Origin of the sequence: Nonomuraea sp. NPDC048916 (assembly GCF_040649575.1) — a bacterium.
In the GTDB taxonomy this organism is placed as follows: Bacteria; Actinomycetota; Actinomycetes; order Streptosporangiales; family Streptosporangiaceae; genus Nonomuraea.
Genome location: NZ_JBEZFS010000037.1, coordinates 56,964 through 77,743, shown reverse-complemented (window position 1 = coordinate 77,743; position 20,780 = coordinate 56,964). Strand labels below are relative to the sequence as shown.

General features: G+C 71.9%; 17 protein-coding genes and 2 pseudogenes. 10 read left to right on the top strand and 9 right to left on the bottom strand.

Going from position 1 to position 20,780, the window contains the following annotated elements:
- Positions 1-181 (top strand): annotated as a pseudogene (gene groEL, locus AB0C16_RS31620) (chaperonin GroEL); the annotation flags it as partial.
- An 80-nt stretch (positions 182-261) separates the two neighbouring features.
- Here the strand turns inward: groEL and AB0C16_RS31615 are convergent.
- Together AB0C16_RS31615 and AB0C16_RS31610 are read right to left on the bottom strand one after the other, a co-directional pair.
- Complete coding sequence (locus tag AB0C16_RS31615) at positions 262-792, bottom strand: YbhB/YbcL family Raf kinase inhibitor-like protein (RefSeq protein WP_357688242.1); 531 nt, start codon at positions 790-792, stop codon at positions 262-264.
- 55 nt (positions 793-847) lie between these two features.
- The gene (locus AB0C16_RS31610) at positions 848-2,848 is read right to left on the bottom strand and encodes an AAA family ATPase (RefSeq protein WP_357688240.1); all 2,001 of its coding nucleotides are present in this window, start codon (positions 2,846-2,848) and stop codon (positions 848-850) included.
- Positions 2,849-2,961: 113 nt separating this feature from the next.
- Here AB0C16_RS31610 and AB0C16_RS31605 point away from each other — a divergent pair, with 113 nt between their 5' ends.
- Positions 2,962-3,297 carry a hypothetical protein gene (locus tag AB0C16_RS31605; protein WP_357688238.1) on the top strand — a complete coding sequence of 112 codons (336 nt, stop codon included), beginning with the start codon at positions 2,962-2,964 and terminating at the stop codon, positions 3,295-3,297.
- A gap of 208 nt (positions 3,298-3,505) precedes the next feature.
- Here the strand turns inward: AB0C16_RS31605 and AB0C16_RS31600 are convergent, their stop codons facing one another.
- Positions 3,506-5,146: a DNA repair helicase XPB gene (locus AB0C16_RS31600; RefSeq protein ID WP_357688236.1), complete on the bottom strand. Its 1,641-nt coding sequence runs from the start codon at positions 5,144-5,146 to the stop codon at positions 3,506-3,508.
- A 25-nt stretch (positions 5,147-5,171) separates the two neighbouring features.
- On the opposite strand from AB0C16_RS31600, the pseudogene AB0C16_RS31595 reads away from it, so the two are divergent.
- Together AB0C16_RS31595 and AB0C16_RS31590 are read left to right on the top strand one after the other, a co-directional pair.
- A pseudogene (locus AB0C16_RS31595) lies at positions 5,172-5,435 on the top strand (recombinase family protein); the annotation flags it as partial.
- 37 nt (positions 5,436-5,472) lie between these two features.
- Positions 5,473-5,940, top strand: coding sequence for a recombinase family protein (locus AB0C16_RS31590; protein ID WP_357688234.1), 468 nt, complete (start codon positions 5,473-5,475; stop codon positions 5,938-5,940).
- Positions 5,941-6,094: 154 nt separating this feature from the next.
- Here the strand turns inward: AB0C16_RS31590 and AB0C16_RS31585 are convergent, their stop codons facing one another.
- From AB0C16_RS31585 to AB0C16_RS31575, 3 genes are all read right to left on the bottom strand, one after another.
- Positions 6,095-6,457, bottom strand: a complete 363-nt coding sequence (locus AB0C16_RS31585) for a hypothetical protein (protein ID WP_357688232.1) — start codon at positions 6,455-6,457, stop codon at positions 6,095-6,097.
- Between the two features lie 97 nt (positions 6,458-6,554).
- On the bottom strand, positions 6,555-8,042 hold the full coding sequence (locus AB0C16_RS31580; protein ID WP_357688230.1) for an AMP-binding protein: 1,488 nt from the start codon (positions 8,040-8,042) through the stop codon (positions 6,555-6,557).
- Positions 8,043-8,135: 93 nt separating this feature from the next.
- Positions 8,136-10,469 carry a helicase-associated domain-containing protein gene (locus AB0C16_RS31575; RefSeq protein WP_357688228.1) on the bottom strand — a complete coding sequence of 778 codons (2,334 nt, stop codon included), beginning with the start codon at positions 10,467-10,469 and terminating at the stop codon, positions 8,136-8,138.
- Positions 10,470-10,513: 44 nt separating this feature from the next.
- Here AB0C16_RS31575 and AB0C16_RS31570 point away from each other — a divergent pair, with 44 nt between their 5' ends.
- Complete coding sequence (locus tag AB0C16_RS31570; RefSeq protein WP_357688226.1) at positions 10,514-11,353, top strand: hypothetical protein; 840 nt, start codon at positions 10,514-10,516, stop codon at positions 11,351-11,353.
- Here the strand turns inward: AB0C16_RS31570 and AB0C16_RS31565 are convergent.
- The gene (locus tag AB0C16_RS31565) at positions 11,346-11,981 is read right to left on the bottom strand and encodes a helix-turn-helix domain-containing protein (protein ID WP_357688224.1); all 636 of its coding nucleotides are present in this window, start codon (positions 11,979-11,981) and stop codon (positions 11,346-11,348) included. The genes AB0C16_RS31570 and AB0C16_RS31565 overlap by 8 nt on opposite strands.
- Before the next feature lie 249 nt (positions 11,982-12,230).
- On the opposite strand from AB0C16_RS31565, the gene AB0C16_RS31560 reads away from it, so the two are divergent.
- On the top strand, positions 12,231-12,839 hold the full coding sequence (locus AB0C16_RS31560; protein ID WP_357688222.1) for an HAD hydrolase-like protein: 609 nt from the start codon (positions 12,231-12,233) through the stop codon (positions 12,837-12,839).
- Between the two features lie 91 nt (positions 12,840-12,930).
- The gene (locus AB0C16_RS31555) at positions 12,931-13,326 is read left to right on the top strand and encodes a cold-shock protein (RefSeq protein WP_357688220.1); all 396 of its coding nucleotides are present in this window, start codon (positions 12,931-12,933) and stop codon (positions 13,324-13,326) included.
- On the opposite strand, the gene AB0C16_RS31550 is transcribed toward AB0C16_RS31555, so the two are convergent.
- Positions 13,327-14,844, bottom strand: a complete 1,518-nt coding sequence (locus AB0C16_RS31550) for an MFS transporter (protein WP_357688218.1) — start codon at positions 14,842-14,844, stop codon at positions 13,327-13,329.
- 126 nt (positions 14,845-14,970) lie between these two features.
- Between AB0C16_RS31550 and AB0C16_RS31545 the strand changes: the two genes are divergently transcribed.
- Complete coding sequence (locus AB0C16_RS31545; RefSeq protein WP_357688216.1) at positions 14,971-15,771, top strand: DUF3027 domain-containing protein; 801 nt, start codon at positions 14,971-14,973, stop codon at positions 15,769-15,771.
- Between the two features lie 76 nt (positions 15,772-15,847).
- Entirely contained in the window at positions 15,848-18,904 is a 3,057-nt protein-coding gene (locus AB0C16_RS31540; RefSeq protein ID WP_357688214.1) for a hypothetical protein, read from the top strand.
- Between the two features lie 125 nt (positions 18,905-19,029).
- Here the strand turns inward: AB0C16_RS31540 and AB0C16_RS31535 are convergent, their stop codons facing one another.
- Positions 19,030-19,245, bottom strand: a complete 216-nt coding sequence (locus tag AB0C16_RS31535; RefSeq protein ID WP_357688212.1) for a DUF2530 domain-containing protein — start codon at positions 19,243-19,245, stop codon at positions 19,030-19,032.
- 143 nt (positions 19,246-19,388) lie between these two features.
- On the opposite strand from AB0C16_RS31535, the gene AB0C16_RS31530 reads away from it, so the two are divergent.
- Positions 19,389-20,771, top strand: coding sequence for an NCS2 family permease (locus AB0C16_RS31530; RefSeq protein WP_357688210.1), 1,383 nt, complete (start codon positions 19,389-19,391; stop codon positions 20,769-20,771).
- The last annotated feature ends 9 nt before the right edge of the window (positions 20,772-20,780 follow it).

Sequence of the window (20,780 nt, the reverse complement as noted above, 5' to 3'; positions counted from 1 at the left end):
GTACGTCAACATGTTCGAGGCGGGCATCATCGACCCGGCCAAGGTGACGCGCTCCGCGCTGCAGAACGCCGCTTCCATCGCGGCGCTCTTCCTCACCACCGAGGCCGTCATCGCCGAGAAGCCCGAGAAGCACCCTGCCGCTCCCGCTGGCATGCCCGGCGGCGGCGACATGGACTTCTGACCCATCTCGTCCATCACCAGGGCGGCCCGACCACATGGTCCGGCCGCCCTCGTGTTTCCCTTACGATCTTCCGGTGCAGGTCAGGTCCCGTAGTGGGGGATGATGTGGCCCCGGGCGAGGGTGTTGGCGGTGATGTTGAAGCCGACGACCGCCGGGCTCGCGTCGCTGTCGACGCCCAGTTGGTCGACGCCCAGGGCGTGGACGGTGAAGACGTAGCGGTGCGCCGCGCCGGGCGGGGGCGCGGCGCCGCCGTATTCCTTGAGGTTGTAGTCGTTGCGGGCGTGTTGCGCGCCCTGAGGCAGGCCCTTGAACTCGGGCGCGGTGCCCGCACCCGTGGGCAGCTCGGTCACCGAGGCCGGCAGGTCGAACAGCACCCAGTGCCAGAACCCACTGCCGGTGGGCGCGTCGGGGTCGAAGCAGGTGACGGCGTAGCCCAGGGTGCCCTCGGGGGCGCCCGACCAGCGGAGCGCAGGCGACAGGTTCTGGCCGGTCATGCCCCAGCCGTTGAAGACGTGGAGATCGCCCAGCCTCTCCCCGTCGGTGATGTCGTCGCTCTCGACCACGAGGGCGGGAACCGGCGGCAGGTATTCGTCTGGAAGCGGTGCGGGCACGGCATCCTCCTTGGTGAGATCCTCTCCGCCATCCTAAGACCGCCCCCTGGCCCGGCTAGGCGGTGAGCTGGGCCGGCAACGGCTTGTGGTGCAGGACGGTGAGGGAGGTCACCGCCCGGGTGAGCACCACGTAGAGGCGGGCCAGGCCGCGCGGCTCGGCCTCGACGATGTCGGCGGGCTCCACCACGATCACGTGGTCGTACTCCAGGCCCTTGGCCAGGGTCGCGGGGATGACCAGCAGCCGGTGGTCCTCGGTCGAGTCGGGGCCGAGGACGGTGTGGGCGATGCCGGTCAGCGACTCCGACACCCGGCCGGCCACGGCGTCGGGCACGATGACGCCGATCGAGCCCTCCCGGCCGAGCGCCTCGCGTACCGCCGCGACGACGTCGCCGCCCTGCCGCACCGACAGGGAGCCCGCGCCGGGCCGCAGCGAGCGCGGCGCGGCCAGGCCGGGGGCGATGGCGGGCAGCAGGCGGGCCGCGAAGTCGAGCACCTCGCGCGGCACGCGGAAGCCGAGCGTCAGCTCGGTGACCTCGCCCTGGTCCTGGCCGAGATGCTTGAGCACGGTCTCCCAGGAGTTGGTGGACCAGGGCGTGGTGCCCTGCGCGAGGTCGCCGAGGACGGTCGCCGAGCCGTTGCGGCAACGGCGGCCGAGCGCGCGCAGCTGCATCTCCGACAGGTCCTGAGCCTCGTCCACGACCAGGTGGCCGAGCGAGGGGGTGCGCTCGATCAGGTCACCGAGCTCGTCGAGCAGCGCGGCGTCGGCCGCCGACCACTTGGCGGACTTCCACCCACGGTACGGCTTCGGCCAGAGCAGCAGCTGTTGTTCGCCGGGCGTCAGGTCGTGTCTGGCGGCCTTGGACAGGAACTCCGGATCGGACAGCAGGCGGTAGAGCACCTGCGCGGGCGCCAGCTTGGGCCAGACCGCGTCGACGAGGTGCTTGACCGGCTTGGACCTGGCCACGGCGTCCTGCACCCGGTCGTCGGGCGACTCGCCGCGCTGTTCCATGCGGACCAGCACCTGGTGGGCCAGCCGCTGGGCCAGGGCCGCCCGGCCGGGACCGTAGCGGGTGGTGCCGCGCAGCGAGGCGACGATCTCCCGCACCTCGTGGTCGGCGACCCGGTGGCGGTAGGCGCCCTTGGTGAACACCAGGCCCTCTTCGGGCTTGACGATGTGCAGCCACAGCGCGCGATCGAGGACCGTCGCCATCCGGGCGTCACCCTTGACCGCCGCCACCGCCGGGTCCTCGGGCGCGGCGTGCTCGCCGAGCAGGCCCGGAACCGTCGTCTGGTCGACCTTGACCTCGCCCAGCGCGGGGAGCACGGAGGAGATGTACGACAGGAACGCGCGGTTGGGGCCGACGATCATCACGCCCGACCTGGCCAGCCGCTCGCGGTGGGTGAACAGCAGGTAGGCGGCCCGGTGCAGCCCGACGGCGGTCTTGCCGGTGCCGGGCGCTCCCTGCACGCACACGGTCTGGGCCAGCCCGGCACGGACGATCTCGTCCTGGTCGGGCTGGATCGTGGCCACGATGTCGCGCATCGGACCGGTGCGCGGGCGTTCGATCTCGTCGGTGAGGATCCGGGACGGCCCGATCTCGCCGCCCTCGGCCAGCGGCTCGTCCTCGAACGCGGTGAGCCGGCCGCCGTGGTAGCCGAACCGGCGCCGTCGTACGACGTCCATCGGCTGGGCGGGACTGGCCTGGTAGAACGCCCGGGACACCGGCGCGCGCCAGTCGATGACCAGCGGGCGGCTGCCGCCGTCGTGCACGTGGCGGCGGCCGACGTAGATGGTGGACGGCAGGTCGTCGTCGGCGGAGCGGTCGAGGCGGCCGAAGAACAGCGGCGTGTCGGGGTGGTCGGCCAGGGCGGCCACCCGCTGGTCGAGCAGCGACTGCAGGATCTGCTGCGAGACCCAGTCGCCGGCCGCGTCGGCCGACAGCGACTGGGCGTGCGCGCGCATCGCCCGCAACGCGGCCCTGGACTCGGCCAGATGCGCCTGCTCGGCGGCGAGCACGTCGGAGGGTATGTCGGGAGCCAACTGGTGTGCGGGCATGCGAAAAGGCCTCCCAGGCGAGAGCAGGTGGGGGTGGTCGAGGTGGCGAGCCGGTCATTTTAGTCGGCGGACGGGCATGCTTCCAAAGCATTTAGCCGGGGTACAGGCAGGGCGTGGAGCGCGTGCGCCTGGGCTTCTCACCGATCATCCCCACCATCGCGAGCTTCCTGCTCGCGTCACTCTGGGGGCTGACGGTGTTCGCCGGTTGGGGGCTGGAGGCGTTCTGCGCGGGAGGCGAGTCGGCGGCGAGTTGCGCGCGGCGGCTCGACTCGGTCTCGATGGTGTCGGGGCTGTTCGCGGTGCTGGCCGCCTGTTGCACGGCCGGCGCCTGGCTGGTCCGGCCGGCCAGGCGGGATCCACGCGTGTTCACCTGGTTCATGGGTGCGGGCGTGGCCGCCTGGATCGCCGCCGAAGGTGTGCTCTTCGTCGGTGGCCTGCTCGCGGGATGAGCCGACCTGAGGGCTGGCTGGTAAAACCGAAACATTCGGGCATATCAGGTGGATTTGCCGGATCATGGGGGTATGTCGCTGGCGTTTCGATTGCGGCGGCAATGGCGCGCAGGTGAGGGGGGTGGTTCGATTGTCGACGGCCCGAGGAGTCTCGTGGACGTGACACGAATGCCGGTGCCTGGCCGCTCCGAGGATGAGCGGCCGGGCCTCACACCCCGTCGAGCACGTCGTCGGCGTCGATGATCTGATAGGCGTAACCCTGCTCGGCCAGAAACCTCTGCCGGTGCGCCGCGAACTCCTGATCGACCGTGTCGCGGCTGACCACCGTGTAGAAGCGCGCCCCGCCGCCGTCGGCCTTGGGCCGCAGCACCCGCCCGAGCCGCTGCGCCTCCTCCTGGCGTGAGCCGAACGTCCCCGACACTTGGATGGCCACCGCGGCCTCCGGCAGGTCGATGGAGAAGTTGGCCACCTTGGAGACGACCAGCACCTGGATCTCCTTGTCGCGGAAGGCCTGATAGAGCCGCTCCCGCTCCTTGACCCTGGTCTCGCCCTTGATGACCGGCGCGTTGAGGTGCTCGCCCAGCTCGTCGAGCTGGTCGATGTACTGGCCGATGACCAGCACCTGCTCGCCCAGATGCCGGCGGACCAGCGCCTCGGTGACCTGGGTCTTGGACGGCGTGGTGGCGCAGAAGCGGTAGCGCTCCTCGGATTCGGCCATCGCGTAGGCCAGCCGCTCCTCGTCGCTGAGGGTGACGCGGACCTCCACGCAGTCGGCCGGCGCGATCCAGCCCTGGTGCTCCATCTCCTTCCAGGGCGCGTCGTAGCGCTTGGGACCGATCAGCGAGAACACGTCGCCCTCGCGGCCGTCCTCGCGCACCAGCGTCGCGGTCAGGCCCACCCGGCGCCGGGCCTGCAGGTCGGCGGTCATCCGGAAGATCGGCGCGGGCAGCAGGTGCACCTCGTCGTAGACGATCAGGCCCCAGTCGCGCGCGTCGAACAGCTCCAGGTGGCTGTAGACGCCCTTACGCCTGGTCGTCATCACCTGGTAGGTGGCGATGGTGACCGGGCGGATCTCCTTCTTCGTGCCGGAGTATTCGCCGATCTCGTCCTCGGTGAGCGAGGTGCGCTTGATCAGCTCCTGCTTCCACTGGTGGGCGCTCACCGTGTTGGTCACCAGGATCAGCGTGGTGGCCCTGGCGTGGGCCATGGCCGCGGCCCCGACGATCGTCTTGCCGGCGCCGCAGGGGAGCACGACCACGCCGGAGCCGCCGTGCCAGAACGCGTCGGCGGCCTCCTGCTGGTAGGGCCGCAGACGCCAGCCGTCCTGCGCCAGCTCGATCGGGTGGTGCTCGCCGTCGACGTAGCCGGCCAGGTCTTCGGCGGGCCAGCCCAGCTTGAGCAGCGCCTGCTTGACGTTGCCCCGGTCGCTCGGGTGCACGATGACCGAGTCGGCGGTGAGGCGCTCGCCCAGCATCGGCTGGATCTTCCTGGAACGCAGCACCTCTTCGAGCACGGCCCGGTCGGTGGAGGTCAGGACCAGCCCGTTGACGGGGTCCTTCTCCAGCCTGAGCCGGCCGTATCTGGCCATGGTCTCGGCCACGTCCACGAGCAGCGCGTGGGGCACCGGGTAGCGGCTGAAGCTGATCAGCGCGTCGACGACCTGCTCGGCGTCGTGCCCGGCCGCGCGTGCGTTCCACAGGGCGAGCGGCGTGACGCGGTAGGTGTGGACGTGTTCGGGCGCGCGTTCGAGCTCGGCGAACGGCGCGATCGCCTTCCGGCACTCGTCGGCCTTCTCGTGGTCGACTTCGAGCAGCAGCGTCTTGTCCGACTGGACGATCAAACAGGACAAGCGCACCTCCGGATTGGATTCTCTCGTGGTCAACGACGCTACCCCCCAAAATCCTTCCACGCTGCCGGAACCTCCCGTCCGCGCCCCGCCCCGGGTACGACGGAAGGCCGCCAACGGGGGGAACACTCGCGGACTCCGCGCAGCGATCTACGTACGGCTCTCGCGGGAAACCGACGAATCGACCTCGCCGGAAGGGCAGCTCGCCGAGTGCCGCGAGTGCTGCAAGCGGCATGGATGGGAAGTCGTCATCCTCGAAGAGGACATCGACGTGTCCGGGTTCTCCGGCGGGCTGGAGCGTAAGGGCAGGCCGATGGACCGGCGGACGCGTGCCGTACGGCTACCGCTCGGTTGCCAACCCGAACGGCGCGGGCCGCGTGCTGGAGGTGAACCCCGACGAGGTGGCGATCCTCGCCGAGATCGCCTCGCGTGTGCTCGCGAAAGAATCCTTGATCGCTATAGTCCGGGACCTGACCGAGCGCGGCGTACCGTCGCCAGGGCATCCTTCGCGGTCCACGGGCACGAACAACCGCGCCGGCCGGGGCAAGTCTGACGGGTGGTACACCACGACCACACGGACCGTGCTCGCCTCGCCGCACCTACTCGGACACATCATTGAGGACGGCGAGGTGATCAAGGGCACGGACGGTCTCCCGTTCGTGGGCCGTCCGCCGGTCATCGACCTGGACACGTGGCAGTCCGTTCAGGACGAACTAGCGCGGAGGAAGGCCCCGGACGACCGTCGCAGGGCTGGGACGACGCTACTTCGGGGCGTTCTCGTCCGCGCTGTGTGCTGACGGAGGACCCTGCCACCGTTGCCGAAGCGATAGCGCTCGCGGAAGCTGAGGTTCAGACCAGACCCGCTGACGAGGTTCGGGCACCGGAACCCCGCGCAGTACGAGACAGCGGAGGTTGACGCCTATCCAACAGGGCAAGACCCCGAACAGGCGATCATCCCTCGTCGAAATATCCGTTGAAGCCGAGGAAGAGGAAGAGGGTGACCCCCAGGACGAAGCCAATGCCGAACAGGACCCAGCTCCACACGAGCATCCTGCGGGCGGCCTCGGGCTCGTGGGTGGCGCGGCCTAACGCCTTTCCCGCGAGCACGGCGCCGGGGATGGCGAGGACGTTGCAGCAGGAGGCGATCGCGAGAAGGTTGAGCACGAGCGCGACGATGGCGTTGGCCTTCGGCCCGTCGGAGTGGGGCCGCGGAGGCGGTTGCCCGTAGCCGTAACCGTAGCCCGGCGGCGGCTGCTGCCCGTACGGCGCCCCGTAGGGCTGGTACGGATAGTCACCGGGCGGATCCTGGCTCATGTTCACCTCCTGATGGTCAACATTTATCACGGAATAAGCACACACTCGGCCGGGATCACGAGGATCGTCGCCTGGGACGAGCCCTGACCAGGGGCGATCAGCTCAGCCGGGACCGCAGGGCCTTGCGGTCGAGCTTGAGCACGCTGGTGACCGGGACCGAGTCGACGAACGTGATCTCGCGTGGATACTTCACCCGGCCGACCCGGTCGCGGGCCCAGCCGATCAGCTCCTCGGCCTCGACCGTGGCATCCGGCCTGAGCTGCACGAACGCCACGACCTCCTCGCCGACGCGCGGGTCGGGGCGGCCGACGACGCCCGACATCACCACGTCGGGGTGCGTGTTGAGCGCGTCCTCGACGTCACGCGGGAACACGTTGAAGCCGCCCCTGATGATCAGGTCCTTCTTCCGGTCGACGACGTAGAGGTAGCCGTCGTCGTCCAGGCAGCCGATGTCGCCGGTGCGCAGCTCGCCGTCGATCATCGTGGTGCCCTCGGGGTCGGGGGCGTGCTCGCCCCAGTAGCCGAGCATCAGCGAGTCGCCCGCGACGCAGATCTCGCCCGGGTCGCCGATCTCGGCCTCCTCGCCGGAGGAGTCGCGGATCGTGACCTTGTAGCCGGGCAGCGGCAGCCCGACGCTGCCCACCCGGCGCCTGCCCGGCGGGTTGAAGGTGGTGACGGCGCTGGTCTCGGTCATGCCGTAGCCCTCGAGGATCTGCACGCCGGGCATCCGGCGCTCGAACTCCGCCAGCACCTCGCGGCCGAGCGGCGCCGCCCCACAGGTGAGGAAGGCCAGGTCGGGCAGGGGATGCCGCTCCAGAGGCTCGGCCAGCAGCATCTGCAGCATGGCGGGCACCACGGTGCCGTAGCGTACGCGCTGCTCGGCGGCCAGCGTGAGGAACATCTTGGGGTCGAACCAGCGCATCAGCACGGCCTGCTGCGGGACGGTGGCGTGCATCCCGGCGATGGTGACGATCAGCCCGTAGGCGTGGGAGAGCGGCACCGGCACGATCGCGCGGTCCATGCCCTCCTGGTGGGACATCTCGTAGGAGTCCTTGGCCACCTGCCACAGCCCGCGATGGCTGAGCATGACGCCCTTGGCCGTGCCGGTGGTGCCGCCGGTGTACATCAACGCGGCCAGGTCGGCAGGGTCGCGGGGCACGGGGCCGTGCTCGGCGGCTCGCTCCAGCTCGCCCGTGTCGACGAATCTCAGGATGTCGGGACCGCCGGCCAGGGCGGCCTCGACCGTGGTCACCAGCTCCGGCGAGGTCACGATCGCGGCGGCGCCGCTGTCGGTCAGGATGTGGCGCAGCTCCTCGGCCCCCACGAGGAACACCACGGGCGTCACCACCGCGCCGGCGGCCCAGAGCGCCTGGTAGATCAGCGGCACCTCGGGCGAGTTGGCGGCCATCACCACGACCCGGTCGCCCGGCCGGATCCCCGCCTCGACGAACCCGCCGCACACCCGGCGTGCCCGCTCGGCCAGCGCGTGGGCGCGATGCCAGACCCCCTCGTAGAACACCGAGTCGAAGTCGTCGAACCTGTTCCAGGACTCTTCGGCCAACCGGCCCAGCGTCAGCTCGCTCACGACGTCTCCTCCGCCGGCCCGACCGGGGCGGCACCTCCGCGCCCGTACACGATCCAAACCTCGCCCGATCACCCCTGGACGTCAAGCGGGATGTCAGGACAGCCCGGCGACCCCGGTGATGCGATGCAGGGCGAAGCGGTGGACGGCGGCCCTGGTCTCGTCGTAGGCCGTCAGGTAGCCGCCCTCCATCCTGGCCGGCTCGAGGATGCGGGAGGTGGCGTTGCCCTGGGAGTCGAGGTAGCCGATCCATACCCGCACGCCCTGCCTGATCGCGTCCTGGAGGGCCGAGATCGTGGCCGTCGCCGGGCCGCGCGGGATCCGGCCGGCGGGGGCGTCGACCGGCTCGCGCCGGGCGAGGTGGGCGGCGTCTCCGGCGCGCAGCGCCCGTACGGCCGCGGTGGCCACCTCGGGGTCGAGGCCGTTGGGGGAGGAGACCACGCGGGACGCGGGCAGCGCCTCGACGCGCCTGCTGTCCAGCTGGGAGATGATCACGTCGCCGTCGAGCGACTCCGCCACGGGCGAGTAGCCCATCGCGCGCAGCGAGTCGACCAGCGTGGCCCGGGGACTGCGCGAGGCGATGACGGTCGGGGCCAGCCTGCGCAGCCGCAGCGCGGACGAGCGGCGGTCGGCGGTGATCTGGTCGAGCAGGGCCGGATCGTCACAGCGCACGTAGGCGCTGGCGGTGCCGACCCGGATCCGCCCGTGGCGTCGGGCCACGTCGGTGACCAGGTAGGACAGCGCCTGCGGCACCGGCGTGGCGGAGTGGCGCTCCAGCATGGCGAGCAGCTCGTCACCGCCGTGTCCCGCGTCCAGGGCGCGGCGGATGGAGCCGTCGCTGAACCGGTAGACGGTCGCCGTGCCCTTGGACTCGACGTCGGCGGCCAGCGTCATCCAGCGGTTGAGCCCGCTGGTCAGCGGGCCCGGCGCGACGGCGGTGAGGTCGGCCTGGAGCAGCACGTGGTCGACGGGCTCGGGCAGCAGCGGCGCGAGCGCCGAGGCCGCGTCGTCGCCGGCGAGCAGCGCGCGCGCGTGGACCGACAGCACGCCGAGCCCGGTGAAGCCGAGCTGCTCGGCCTCGCGCAGCGCGAACTCGGTGAGCCGCTCGCGCAGCGCGCCCCGGCGGCGCGGTTGTTCCCAGGCCAGCCGGTCGAGCACGGAGTCGCGGGTGGGTGCCAGGCCGGGGGCCGAGGCGAGCACGCCCAGGGTCGCCGAGCGGACCGAGGGCATGGAGGATCTGCGCAGGTCGGTGTGGAGCGCGTTGAGCGGGCGGTCGCGCTCGTCACGCTCGCCGACCAGCCCCGGGACGCGGTCCATGTGCAGCCAGGTGCGCGCCAGCGCCACCCACCGCTCGGCCGTCGCCCTGACCCGCCACAGGTCGTAGCCGCTGGTCGGCAGCCATTCGCCGTCGACGCTGCCGCCCGCGGCGACCAGCCCCGCCGCGTGGGCCACCTCCACGACCAGCGCCGCCACCCACTCCGGCAGGTCGAGCTCGGTCGCGGTGCGCTTCATGTCGCGCACGCCCAGCCCGCCGGTGCGCAGCACGCCCGGCGGCTCGATGCTCCACCGCTCGCACAGCTCCTCGACCGCCCTGACGAACGCGAACGCCTGTCCCGCCGCCGTCGCGTCGGTGAGCTTCGGTTCGCGCGCGGTCCCCTCCAGCGCGGGGGGCACCGGAAGCAGGTCGCGGTGCACCCGTCCGTGACGCAGGTGCAGGCCGACCTCGCGCGGCAGCGCCACGCTCTCCTCACCGGTGGCCGCCAGCAGGCCGCGGGCCAGCAACTGCTCGATCGGCGAACGGGCGGAGCCGACGCGCACCTCTCGGCGGGCGTTGGGCACCCGGCCCGTCGGCGGCCCCCAGGCGAGCTGGTCGAGCGCCGCCCTGGCCTCGTCGGAGACCTCGCCGATCAGCCGGGCCGGCTCGGCCAGGGCGGCGGCCAGGCGTTCCTTGCCGGTGCCCGGGGTGCCGGGCGCGATCTCGTCGGCCATCTCGTCGAGCTGCTCGGGCGGGTGGTGTCTGAACACCTCGGCGGCGGGCGGTCCGAGCCCGGCCGGGTCGTCGAGCGCCTTGCGCACGCCGGGGGCCAGGTCGAGCTCGTCGTCGGGGCCGTACACGAGCGCGAGGTCACGCAGCCGGTCGAGCGCGACGGACAGCGCGGGCTCCGGCCCTCCGTCCGCGAGCGCGCGGCAGACCAGCTCGCCCAGCGCCGCCTTCGTCACGGGCCCGGCTCGTACGGCCAGCGTCTCGACGACGGCGAGCGTGAAGCGGTCGAGCCGGTCGAGCACCCTGGCGATCGCCGAGGGGCTGCCCGCCCGCGAGGCGAGGCCCTCGAGGTGGGCGGGCACCGGAGTGATCAACTCAGGGCGCGCCGAGACGAGCGCCCGCAGCTGCTCGTCGGTGCGCCCCCTGATCCACTCCGTGAACTCCATCGTTGCCATGGTATGTCCCCCCCGATTGGGGCAGCATGGCTCACGTGATTGAGCGAGCGGACCAGCTCGTCCTCAACTACGTCAGCGCGGCCGCCGACGCCGCCCACGGCGTGTTACGGCCCGACCAGCGGCTCGACTTCGTCAAGCGGCTCCGGGCCAGGATCGAGGACGAGCGGCACGGCAGCCAGAACGCGCGCCAGGTGGCCAAGGTGATCGCCAGGTTCGGCGACCCGGTCGCGCTCGTCCAGCGCGAGGTGCGCAGGCTCGCCGAGGCCGCGCAGGCGCCCGCGGGAGCGGTGTCCGCCGCCGAGCGCGCGGCCGGGCCGGGAGGCGTGACGGTGTCCTTCCCCACCGTCGTCGACGACGCGCCGATGCCGCCGGTCGTCGGATCGCCTGCGGCCCGGGCGGCGGGGAAGTGGGCGGACAGGCCACCCGGGCGCGGGCTGCCCTTCGCGGGGCTGCGCAGGACGGCCATGTCCGGCGCCAACCCGATGGCCACCCAGGGCCGCGACGCCCGCACCATCGTCAAGGAGCACCCGCGCGAGACCCTGGCGATGGCGATCCTCGTGATGGCCGCGCTGCTGGTGCCGTTCGACCTCCCGGCCGTGGCGATCTTCCGGTTGCCCGTGCTGGTCTGGGCGCTCGGCGCGGTGCTCGTCCTGTTCAGCGACGGTTGGGCGGTGCGCGACCGGCTGATCGGGATCGGCGCCCCCCTGCTCGGCTACCTGGTGGGCGGCGTGCTCGTCGGCGGCCTGCGGGTGGAGGGCGAGCCGGGGCTGCGGGCGTTCTTCGTCCAGTTCTTCGACGTCAGCGGCGTGATGTTCATGATCGGCGCGGGGGTCGGCGTGCTCTGGCTGGCCTACCGCCTGCTGGACGTCAGATGACCGGGGCCGGGCTGGGCAGCAGGCCCACCGCCAGGCGCACCCACGCGTCGACGAACTGGTCCTTCTCGGCGTGGCCGGGAGACTCGCCCACGGTCTCCTGGAAGAGCCGGTAGTGCACGACCGATCCGCCCAGCACCGCGGCGATGCCGTTCCAGTCGAGCTCGGCGCCCGCGTATTCGGGCTGGGCGCGGAACCAGGTGGTGATGGCGTCGAACATGGGCTGCAGCAGCCCTTCGCGCACGACCGCGACCAGCTCGGGGAACTGGCTGAGGTCGCGGAAGAACACCCTGGTCAGCTCCGACTCCTCGCGGACCTTGGCCAGCCCGGCGCGGCACAGTCGTGACAGCCGCGCCTCCAGGTCGGTGGAGGTCTCCATGTCGCCCAGCTCGGCCAGGCTCTCGGCCACCTGAATGCGGGTGCGGGCGGCATGCTCGTTGATCACCGCGGCGAGCACCTCGTACTTCGACTTGAAATGCCGGTAGAGCCCGCCGGCGCCGGGAGAGAGCCCGGACGCGGCCTCGATCTCGGCCACGGACGTCGCGGAGTAGCCCCGCTCGGCGAACAGCCGCAGTGCCTCGTCGATGATCCGCTCACGGGTGGTCATGGTCGTGCCGGTCCTGGTCGGCACGTTGCGAGCCCTCCCGGACCGAGCTCCTGCGCCTGACGATCTGGTCATGTCTTGCGTGACACCTCCGTAAGGAGCGTAGTCGTCACGGCACGGTGCGCCGGATCTGCCCTGTCGAACGAGCCGACGATCAACCAGACCGGCGCGGCTCCTGATAAGTAACTCCTTTCTTCCCATTCCCACGGTCCCACACCTGCCGCCGTTACGTGTGACCCCCGATTGTTTGGCATCCTTCGGCCTGTGGTGACTTCGGTGGGTTTCGATCTGGACATGACATTGGCCGACACGCGATCAGGCATCGCCGCTGTCTACGACGAGGTTTCGGCCCGGCTGGGCGTGCCCATCGACAGCGAGGCGATCATCGCCAGGCTCGGGCCGCCGCTGGAGCGCGAGCTGGCCAACTGGGTGCCCGCCGAGGCGGTCCCGGCCGCGGCCGCGCTGTTCAGGGAGATCTATCCGGAGGTGGCCGTGCCGGCGCACACCGCCATGGCCGGAGCGCGCGAGGCCGTCGAGGCCGTACGCGCCGGGGGTGGCCGGGTCATCATCGTGACCGGCAAGAACGTCCGCGACGCGATCAGCACGGTCATGACGCTCGACTTCGAGGTCGACGAGGTCGTCGGCTCGGTCTTCGGAGCCGCGAAGGGCTCGGCACTCGCGCGCTTCGGCGCGGCCGCCTATGTTGGTGACCATGTCGCGGACATCGAGGCGGCGCGGGCTGGGGGCGTGGTGAGCGTCACGGTCGCGACCGGCCCCTACACGGTGGAGGAGTTGCGTGCTCACGGAACAGATGTGGCACTGGCCGACCTGACCCAATTCGCGGGCTGGTTCGCGGGCTGGCGCTTCCAGAACGAACTCGGGTAATCGTCCGTCAATTACCCGGTCGCCCTGGCGCGCTGCGGGGCATAACCTACATCCATTCATCCTTTTCGACTGTTTGAACGAGGTCCCTCCTGTGCCGAGTGGCAAGGTCAAGTGGTACGACGCCGACAAGGGGTTCGGCTTCCTCACCCGTGACGACGGCGGTGAGGTTTTCGTGCATTCCTCCGCGCTGCCTGCCGGTGCCGGGCCACTCAAGCCTGGCCAGAAGGTCGAGTTCGGCGTGGCGGAGGGCAGGCGCGGTCAGCAGGCCCTCTCGGTCAGGATCCTCGAGCAGCCGCCGACGCTGGCCAAGGCCAAGCCCAAGGGCAAGCGGAAGAAGCCGGACGAGATGGTGGTCATCGTCGAGGACCTGATCAAGCTCCTCGACGGGGTCTCGACCTCCTACCAGCGGGGCAAGCATCCGGACGCCAGCCACGCCAAGAAGATCGCGCAGGTGCTGCGGGCCGTCGCCGACGACCTCGACGCCTAGCTAGGTGTTGGGGTTGGTCAGCGGTTTGGTGGGGTCGAGCGTGTCACCGCGTTTGTCCGGCAGGCCGGCGTGCCTGCCGGACGGGTCGGCGCGGTGGCGCTCGTTGGCCGCGCGGATGCGCTGACGCCTGCGTACGACCAGCCAGCCGAGCGCCGCGGTCAGCGCCACGGCGAGCGCGATCAGCCCGGCCACGCTGTTCTGGGCCAGCGACAGCACCAGCCCGATCAGCCCGCCGAACACCCAGGCCAGCTGCAGCAGCGCCTCGACCACCCCGAAGGTGGACGAGCGCACCTCCTCGCCGATTTCTCGCTGCACGATCGCGTCGAGGGCGAGCTTGCCCAGCTCCTGGGCGAACGCGGTGACGACGCAGAGCACGACGGCCGTCCACAGACCGAAGAAGACGGCGGTCGCGATCGTCGTCAGGCCGGTGAAGGTCAGCGTGAGGAGCACGATCAGCTGGGGCGAGTGGTTGCGGGTCCAGTTGGCGACCACCGCGCCGACCAGGCCGCCCAGCCCGGCCGCCGCCGCGAGCAGCGCGATCGTCTTCGGCACGTCGAAGAACGGGTCGGGCACGGCCAGCCACGGCACGCCCTCGTCCTGCACCAGGAACAACATGAAGAACAGCAGGAAGCCGGAGAAGAGGCGGATGGCCACGTTGGCCCAGACCGCCTCGGCGACCGTGGGGCCCACGTTGAGCAGGGTGCGCCAGCGGGGCGGCCGGCCCTCCTCGGCCTCCTCGTCCAGGTCGGGCGAGTCGACGTGCCGTGGCAGGCGTACGGCGAAGACGCCGACCAGGAGGAACACGACCATCGCGATGCGCAGCACCGTGGCGCTGCCCAGCCAGGCGGCCAGGCCCGCGCCCACGGGCACCAGCACGCCCGCCGAGACCAGCGAGAACAGCGCGACCCGCGCGTTGGCGGAGACCAGCGTGATGTCGGCGGGCAGGACGCTCGGCATGATCGCGGCGCGCGACACGTTGTAGGCCTTGGACAGCACCAGCACGCCCAGCGCCCCGGCGAACAGCGTCACCAGGTCGCCCGGCCCCACGGCGGCGGCCATCGCGAAGCAGAGCAGGCCGCGGCCGAACAGCGTGCCGGCCATGACGTAGCGGCGGCCTGACCTGAACCGGTCGAGGATCGGCCCCACGAACGGCGCCAGCAACGCGAACGGCAGCATCGTGATGACCAGGTAGAGCGCCACGGGCCCACGGGCCTCGCCGACGGGCACGCCGAAGAACACGGTGCTGGCGAGCGCCACCGTGACCAGCGCGTCGCCCGCGCTGTGGCCGGCGGTCAGCTCGATCAGCCGGCCCAGCCCGGTGCGGTCGGCGCCGTTGGCGTGGGTCAGGCGGCGGGCGGCCCTGCCGATCTTCCGTGCGCCCATGGCGGTGGCCTGACCCGCTCGCACGGTGCCGCCGGCGGTGGCCCGGCCGGCACGAGCGGTCGCGCGACCGGCGTCGGCGACGCCGCGGCCGAGGCGTCGCGAGATGTCGCGCGTCTTGTCCCACCCACCCTCCACGCATACAAGTCTTACCCGATTCACGCTCGGACTCGGCGCCGGATCGGCACTGTGGGCGTCGGCGGGTCCGGGCATGGGTGAGAATGAAAGTGTGAGCGAACAGCACCTTTCGGCGGAGGCGGCCCGATGACCCGGACCAGGACACGTGTCTCCGCCCCCGACCAGGCCTGTGTCGCCGCGGTCGACCTGGCGCGTGCCGCGGCCGAGGAGCTGGCGCGGCCGGGGGCACCCGGCGACCACCTCGGCCACGAGGCCGAGGGCGACCGGATCGTCACCCACTACTTCGCCTGCCTCGACCGGGCCTACCGCAGCTGGCGCTGGGCGGTGACCGTGACCCGCGCCTCGCGGGCGAAGAAGGTCACGGTCAGCGAGTGCGTGCTGCTGCCCGGTCCCGGGGCGCTGCTGGCGCCCGAGTGGCTGCCGTGGAGCGAGCGGCTGCGTCCCGGCGACCTCGGCGTGGGCGACCTGCTGCCGACCTCCGAGGACGACGACCGCCTCGTGCCCGGCTACACAGAGACCGACGACGACGTAGAGCACCAGATGGTTTTCGAGTACGGCCTGGGCCGGGCCCGTGTGCTCTCGGCCATCGGCAGGGAACGGGCTGCCAGGCGCTGGCACTCCGGCGAGCACGGGCCGCACACTCCGATCGCACACGCCGCTCCCGCGCAGTGCTCCACCTGCGGCTTCTACTGGCTGCTGGCGGGGGAGCTCCGGTTGTCGTTCGGGGTGTGCACCAATGAATACGCCCCTGATGACGGCAAGGTGGTGGCCGCCGACCACGGCTGCGGCGCCCACTCCGAGGCCGCGGTCATGCCGCCGGCCGTGGAGCAGGCCACGCCGATCCTCGACGACCTGGGCTTCGACCTGATCGAGGAGGAGGCCGGCTCGGTTGACGAGACGGCCACCGAGGAGTTCGGCCACTCCTGATCCTGTTTCGTCAGGGAGTGTCGGTGCGGGCCGCTAGCCTACGGTGGCCCCCTACCCTCTATCAGGATCGTGATCGATGACCGACACCTTTGGCACCGACCGGATGCGGGCCGCCGTGCTCGCCGCCTGGACGGCCTCGCCCGCCCGTTTCCGCGAGGACGCCAACGCCGAGGAGGACTTCGCCCTCGGCGGCTACCGCGACCGGCTGATCGTGGAGCTCGCGCAGAACGCCGCCGACGCGGCGCTGCAGGCGGGCAGGCCCGGGGTGCTCCGGCTGACGTTGCGCGACGGCGTGCTGACGGCCGCCAACACCGGCGCGCCGCTCGACGCGATCGGGGTGGAGGGCCTGTCGACGCTCCGCGTCTCCGGCAAGCGCGACGACGTGGGCGCCGCCGGCCGGTTCGGCGTCGGCTTCGCCGCGGTCGTGTCGGTCTGCGATGAGCCGTCCATCGGCTCGCGCGACTCGGGCGCGGTCCGCTGGTCCCGCACCGAGACGACCGCGCTGGTGTCCTCGGTGCCGTCGCTCGCCGCCGAGCTGACCTCCCGCTCGGGCCACGTGCCCCTGCTCCGCCTCCCCTTCGCGGCCGACCCGCTGGAGGTGCCCGAGGGCTTCGACTCGCTCGTACGCCTCCCGCTGCGTGACGAGGCGGCGGTCGCGGCGGTCCGGCGACTGCTGGAGGAGGCGAGCCCGGCTCTGCTGCTGGGCCTGCCGGCGCTGACGACCATCGAGATCGACCTCGACGGCTCGATCCGCACGGTGGTCTCCGACGGCTGGCACGTGGTGTCGGAGTCGGGCGCCTTCACACCGGACCAGGTGGCCGCGCTCTTCGCCGACCGGCCCACGGAGGAGCGGGCGCGGCCGTTCTGGTCGCTGCGCTGGGCGGTCCCGCTCGCCGGAGCCCCGGGGGAGCCGGCGGAGCCCGGGCCGCTGCCCGCGGCCGTGCCGCCGGTGGTGCACGCGCCGACGCCCAGCGACGAGCCGCTCGACCTGCCGGCGCTGCTCATCGCGTCCTTCCCGCTGGCGACCGACCGGCGCCACGTGGCCAAGGGGCCGCTGACCGACTTCCTGGTCGACCGGGTCGCCGACGCCTACGTCAGGCTGCTCCAGGAGCTGCCGCGCACCCCCAGGCTGCTCGACCTGGTCCCGGCCCTCATGGGCAAGGGCGAGCTCGACGCCCGCATCCGCCGGGCCATCCTGCGCCGGCTGCCCGACGTCCCGCTGCTGCCCGCCCTGTCGGCTCCGGCGCCGGCCGTGCAGACCCCGTCGTTCGCCGACGCCGAGGTCTACGAGCCCGACGCCGAGTGGCGGGTCGAGCACCCTGCCAGGGAGCCCCACGACGACGGCTGGGTCGTCACCGGCCGGGAGGCCGCCGTGGTCGCCGGGTCGGGCGAGCTGCTGGCCGTCATCGCCGCGTTCGTCCCGGGGCTGCTGCCCGCCGGCTGGCCGGCCCGGCACCCCGCGATGGGCTCGCTCGGCGTGCGCCGCGTAGAGCTGGCCGAGGTGGTCGACCTGCTGTCCGGCGAGGCGGTCGAGGGCAGGGAGCCGGCCTGGTGGCGCTCCCTCTACGACGTGCTGCCGGCCGACGACCCCGAGTCGCTCGGCGCCCTGCCGGTGCCGCTGGCCGACGGCCGGGTGGTCCGCGGCCCGCGCGGCACGCTGATCCTCGATCTCGGCGGCACGGGCTCCGCGGGGGCCGGGCTCGACCTGACGCCGCTGGGGCTGCGCATCGTGCATCCCGAGGCGGCCCATCCGGCGCTGCTCAGGCTCGGGGCCGCCGAGGCCACGCCGCGCACCGTCCTCGAAGACCCGATCACCAAGGCGGCCGTCTCGCAGTCGCTCGACAGCTCCGACCCCGAGCCCGTGGCGCGGGCCGTGCTGTCGCTGGTCGAGGCAGCGGCGCTGGCCCCCGGCGAGGCGCCCTGGCTGGGCGGGCTGGCGCTGCGCGGCGCCGACGGCGAGCTCTACCCCGCGGGCGAGCTCATGCTGGCCGACGGCGCGCTGGCCGGGCTGATCGAGCCCGACACGCACCTCGGCGTGGCCGCGCCCGAGCTGGAGGAGACCTACGGATCCCGGGTGCTGGCCGCGGCCGGCGTGCTCGACGGGTTCGCCGTGGTGCACGACTCCGACGTGCTGCTCGATCATGACGACTGCGACCACGACCTCGACGGCGAGGACGAGTGGCTCGACCACGTGCTCGACCTGCTGCCCGAGCTCGACGTGCCGCCCGTGGTGCCGGAGTTCGCGGCGGTGCGCGACCTGGAGCTGGTCGCCGACTGGCAGGCCGCGCTGACGCTGCTGACCAGGCCGCCGCTGCGGTCCGCGCTCCATCCGCTGCGGATCGAGGGCGTCGAGGCGCCGTCCTACACGGCGTGGTGGCTGGCCGGCCACCCCGTGCTGGGCGGGCGCCGGCCGCGCGAGCTGCGGCTGCCCGGCGCCGACCCGCTGCTGCAGGGCCTCTACGGCGACGCCCCCGCCGGGCTCGACGAGGGCGCGCTGGCGATGTTGGGGGTGCGCACCACGCTCGCCGAGCTGCTCGACTCCCACGGCGGTCCCGAGGAGCTGCTCGACCTGATGGCCGACGAGTCGATCGAGGTGGACCGGGCCCAGCTGCGCGCGCTGTGGATCGCCTTGGCGGCCGTCGATCCGTCCCGGGTGGCGCCACCGTCGCGGGTGCGGTCGGTGCTGCGGGGTGAGATCGTGGTGGCCGCCGCCGACGACGCCGTCGTGGTGGAGGCCCCCGACCTGCTGCAGCTGGTCGCCGACCACGCGCTGGTGCTGGCCCCCTACGACCTGGCCGAGTCGCTGTCGGAGCTGCTCGACCTGCCGCTGGCCGGCGAGCTCGCCCCCGGCGAGGTCACCTCCGAGGGCGAGGTCCGGCAGGTGCCGCCCGAGGTGCGTTCCCTGCTCCCGACGGCCCCCGAGACCTACGTCGAGCACGACAAGCTGCTGGTCGACGGCGTCGGCTGCGCCTGGCGGTTCTTCGAGGGAGCGGTGCACTGCACCGGTGTCGAGGGCCTGGCCCGCGGGCTGGCGTGGGCCACCGGCCAGTGGAACGACCGGCTGGCGGTCGCCGCGCTGCTGCGCGACCCCACCGCCGTGCCGCTCCTGCTGGCCGAGGCCGACCTGTCCTGACGGGCCCATGGGTCAGGCCGCCGGGCAGGTGGCGCCGGCGGCCTCCCGGCGGTCTGCTCGACGGCCGCCTCCGCCCGGGTGGTGGCCTGTGACAGCTGCGGGGGCCGGCCGGGGGTGATCGAAGGTCAGCCGCGAGCGGCCCGCCTGCGGATGTACCAGAGGCCGAGCAGGCCCAAGCCGACTCCCGCGACGCAGGTCCAGATCCACCATGAGTTCTGCGGAGCCGGGCGGAGGATCAGGAGCACCACCAGCGCGACCGCCCACGCCACGGTGCCCACGATGACGGTCTTGGTGTCGTTGGTCTCGATGGGCTCGGGATCGGGGTGCCACTCCTGCTTCACGGGATCCAGCCTAGCTTCCAATCCGGTCTCGATCCGATTACCGGCTCTTTGCGCAGGTAGGCCACTACTGCCACTCTTCGCGCGTGAGTGACATTAAGCGCAAAATCGACCAATTCTTCGCAATCTCCGCACGAGGTTCGACCATGTCCCGCGAGGTGCGTGGCGGACTGGCCACGTTCTTCACCATGGCGTACATCGTCGTGCTCAACCCGATCATCATCGCCAACGGCAAGGACATCGAGGGTCAGGTCATCGGCGACGGCACGACGGGCAACGTGGCCCTCGTGGCGGCGGGCACGGCCTTCGTGGCGGGCATCCTGACCATCCTCATGGGCGTGGTGGGCCGGGTGCCCTTCGCCCTGGCCGCCGGGCTGGGGCTCAACGCCTTCGTCACCTACAACATCGCCACCGTGATGAGCTGGGAAGAGGCCATGGGGCTGGTCTTCCTCGAAGGCATCATCATCGGCATCCTCGTGCTGACCGGCTTCCGGGTGGCCGTGTTCAACGCCATCCCGGGTCAGCTGAAGACCGCCATCAGCGTCGGCATCGGCCTGTTCATCGCGCTGATCGGCTTCGTGGACGCCGGCTTCGTCCGTCGCGTGCCGGCCGGGCCGCCGCTCGAGATGGGCATCGGGGGCAACCTGACCTCCTGGCCGATCTTCGTCTTCGTCGTCGGGCTGCTCGTCACCGCGGCGCTGGTCGCCCGCAAGATCAAGGGCGCGATCCTGATCGGCATCGTCGGCACGACGGTGCTGGCCGTGATCGTGGAGCTCGCGGCCAAGGCCGGCCAGGCCTCCGCCGAGAACCCGGGCGGCTGGCAGCTGAACGTGCCCGCCGTGCCGGAGCAGATCCTCGGCTTCCACAACCCGCTCACGCTCTTCACGGAGTTCGACCCGTTCGGCGCGTTCAGCCGGGTGACGGTGCTGCTGGCCGTGCTGTTCGTGTTCACGCTGCTCATCACGGACTTCTTCGACACCATGGGCACCATGGTGGGCGTCGGCAAGCAGGCCGGCCTGGTCGGCGAGGACGGGATGCTGCCGCGTACCAAGGAGATCCTCCTCGTCGACTCGGTCGGCGCCGCGGTGGGCGGCGCGGGTTCGGTGTCGTCGAACACCACCTACATCGAGTCGGCCGCCGGCGTGGGCGAGGGGGCGCGGACCGGCCTGGCCAGCGTGGTCACCGGCCTGCTCTTCCTGGTGGCGATCTTCTTCGCGCCGCTCGTGCAGATCGTGCCGCACGAGGCCGCCGCGCCCGCGCTGGTCGTGGTGGGCTTCCTGATGATGACCGCCATCCGCGACATCGACTTCACCGACTACGAGGTGGCCATTCCGGCGTTCCTCACGATCGTCGTCATGCCGTTCACCTACTCGATCTCCAACGGCGTCGGCGCCGGCTTCGTCAGCTACGTGCTGATCAAGATCGTCCGGGGCAAGGCGCGGGAGATCCACCCGCTGATGTGGGTGGTCTGGATCCTCTTCATGCTGTACTTCGCGCTCGGCCCGATCAAGGCGCTCCTCGGGCTCTGACCTGCCGTG

What these genes read in the sequence shown, in the direction of transcription:
- AB0C16_RS31545 (WP_357688216.1), top strand. Translation starts at nt 14,971, where the DNA reads ATGACCCGGACCAGGACACGTGTCTCCGCCCCCGACCAGGCCTGTGTC.
- AB0C16_RS31540 (WP_357688214.1), top strand. Translation starts at nt 15,848, where the DNA reads ATGACCGACACCTTTGGCACCGACCGGATGCGGGCCGCCGTGCTCGCC.
- AB0C16_RS31585 (WP_357688232.1), bottom strand. Translation starts at nt 6,457, where the DNA reads ATGAGCCAGGATCCGCCCGGTGACTATCCGTACCAGCCCTACGGGGCG.
- AB0C16_RS31575 (WP_357688228.1), bottom strand. Translation starts at nt 10,469, where the DNA reads ATGGAGTTCACGGAGTGGATCAGGGGGCGCACCGACGAGCAGCTGCGG.
- AB0C16_RS31530 (WP_357688210.1), top strand. Translation starts at nt 19,389, where the DNA reads ATGTCCCGCGAGGTGCGTGGCGGACTGGCCACGTTCTTCACCATGGCG.
- AB0C16_RS31610 (WP_357688240.1), bottom strand. Translation starts at nt 2,848, where the DNA reads ATGCCCGCACACCAGTTGGCTCCCGACATACCCTCCGACGTGCTCGCC.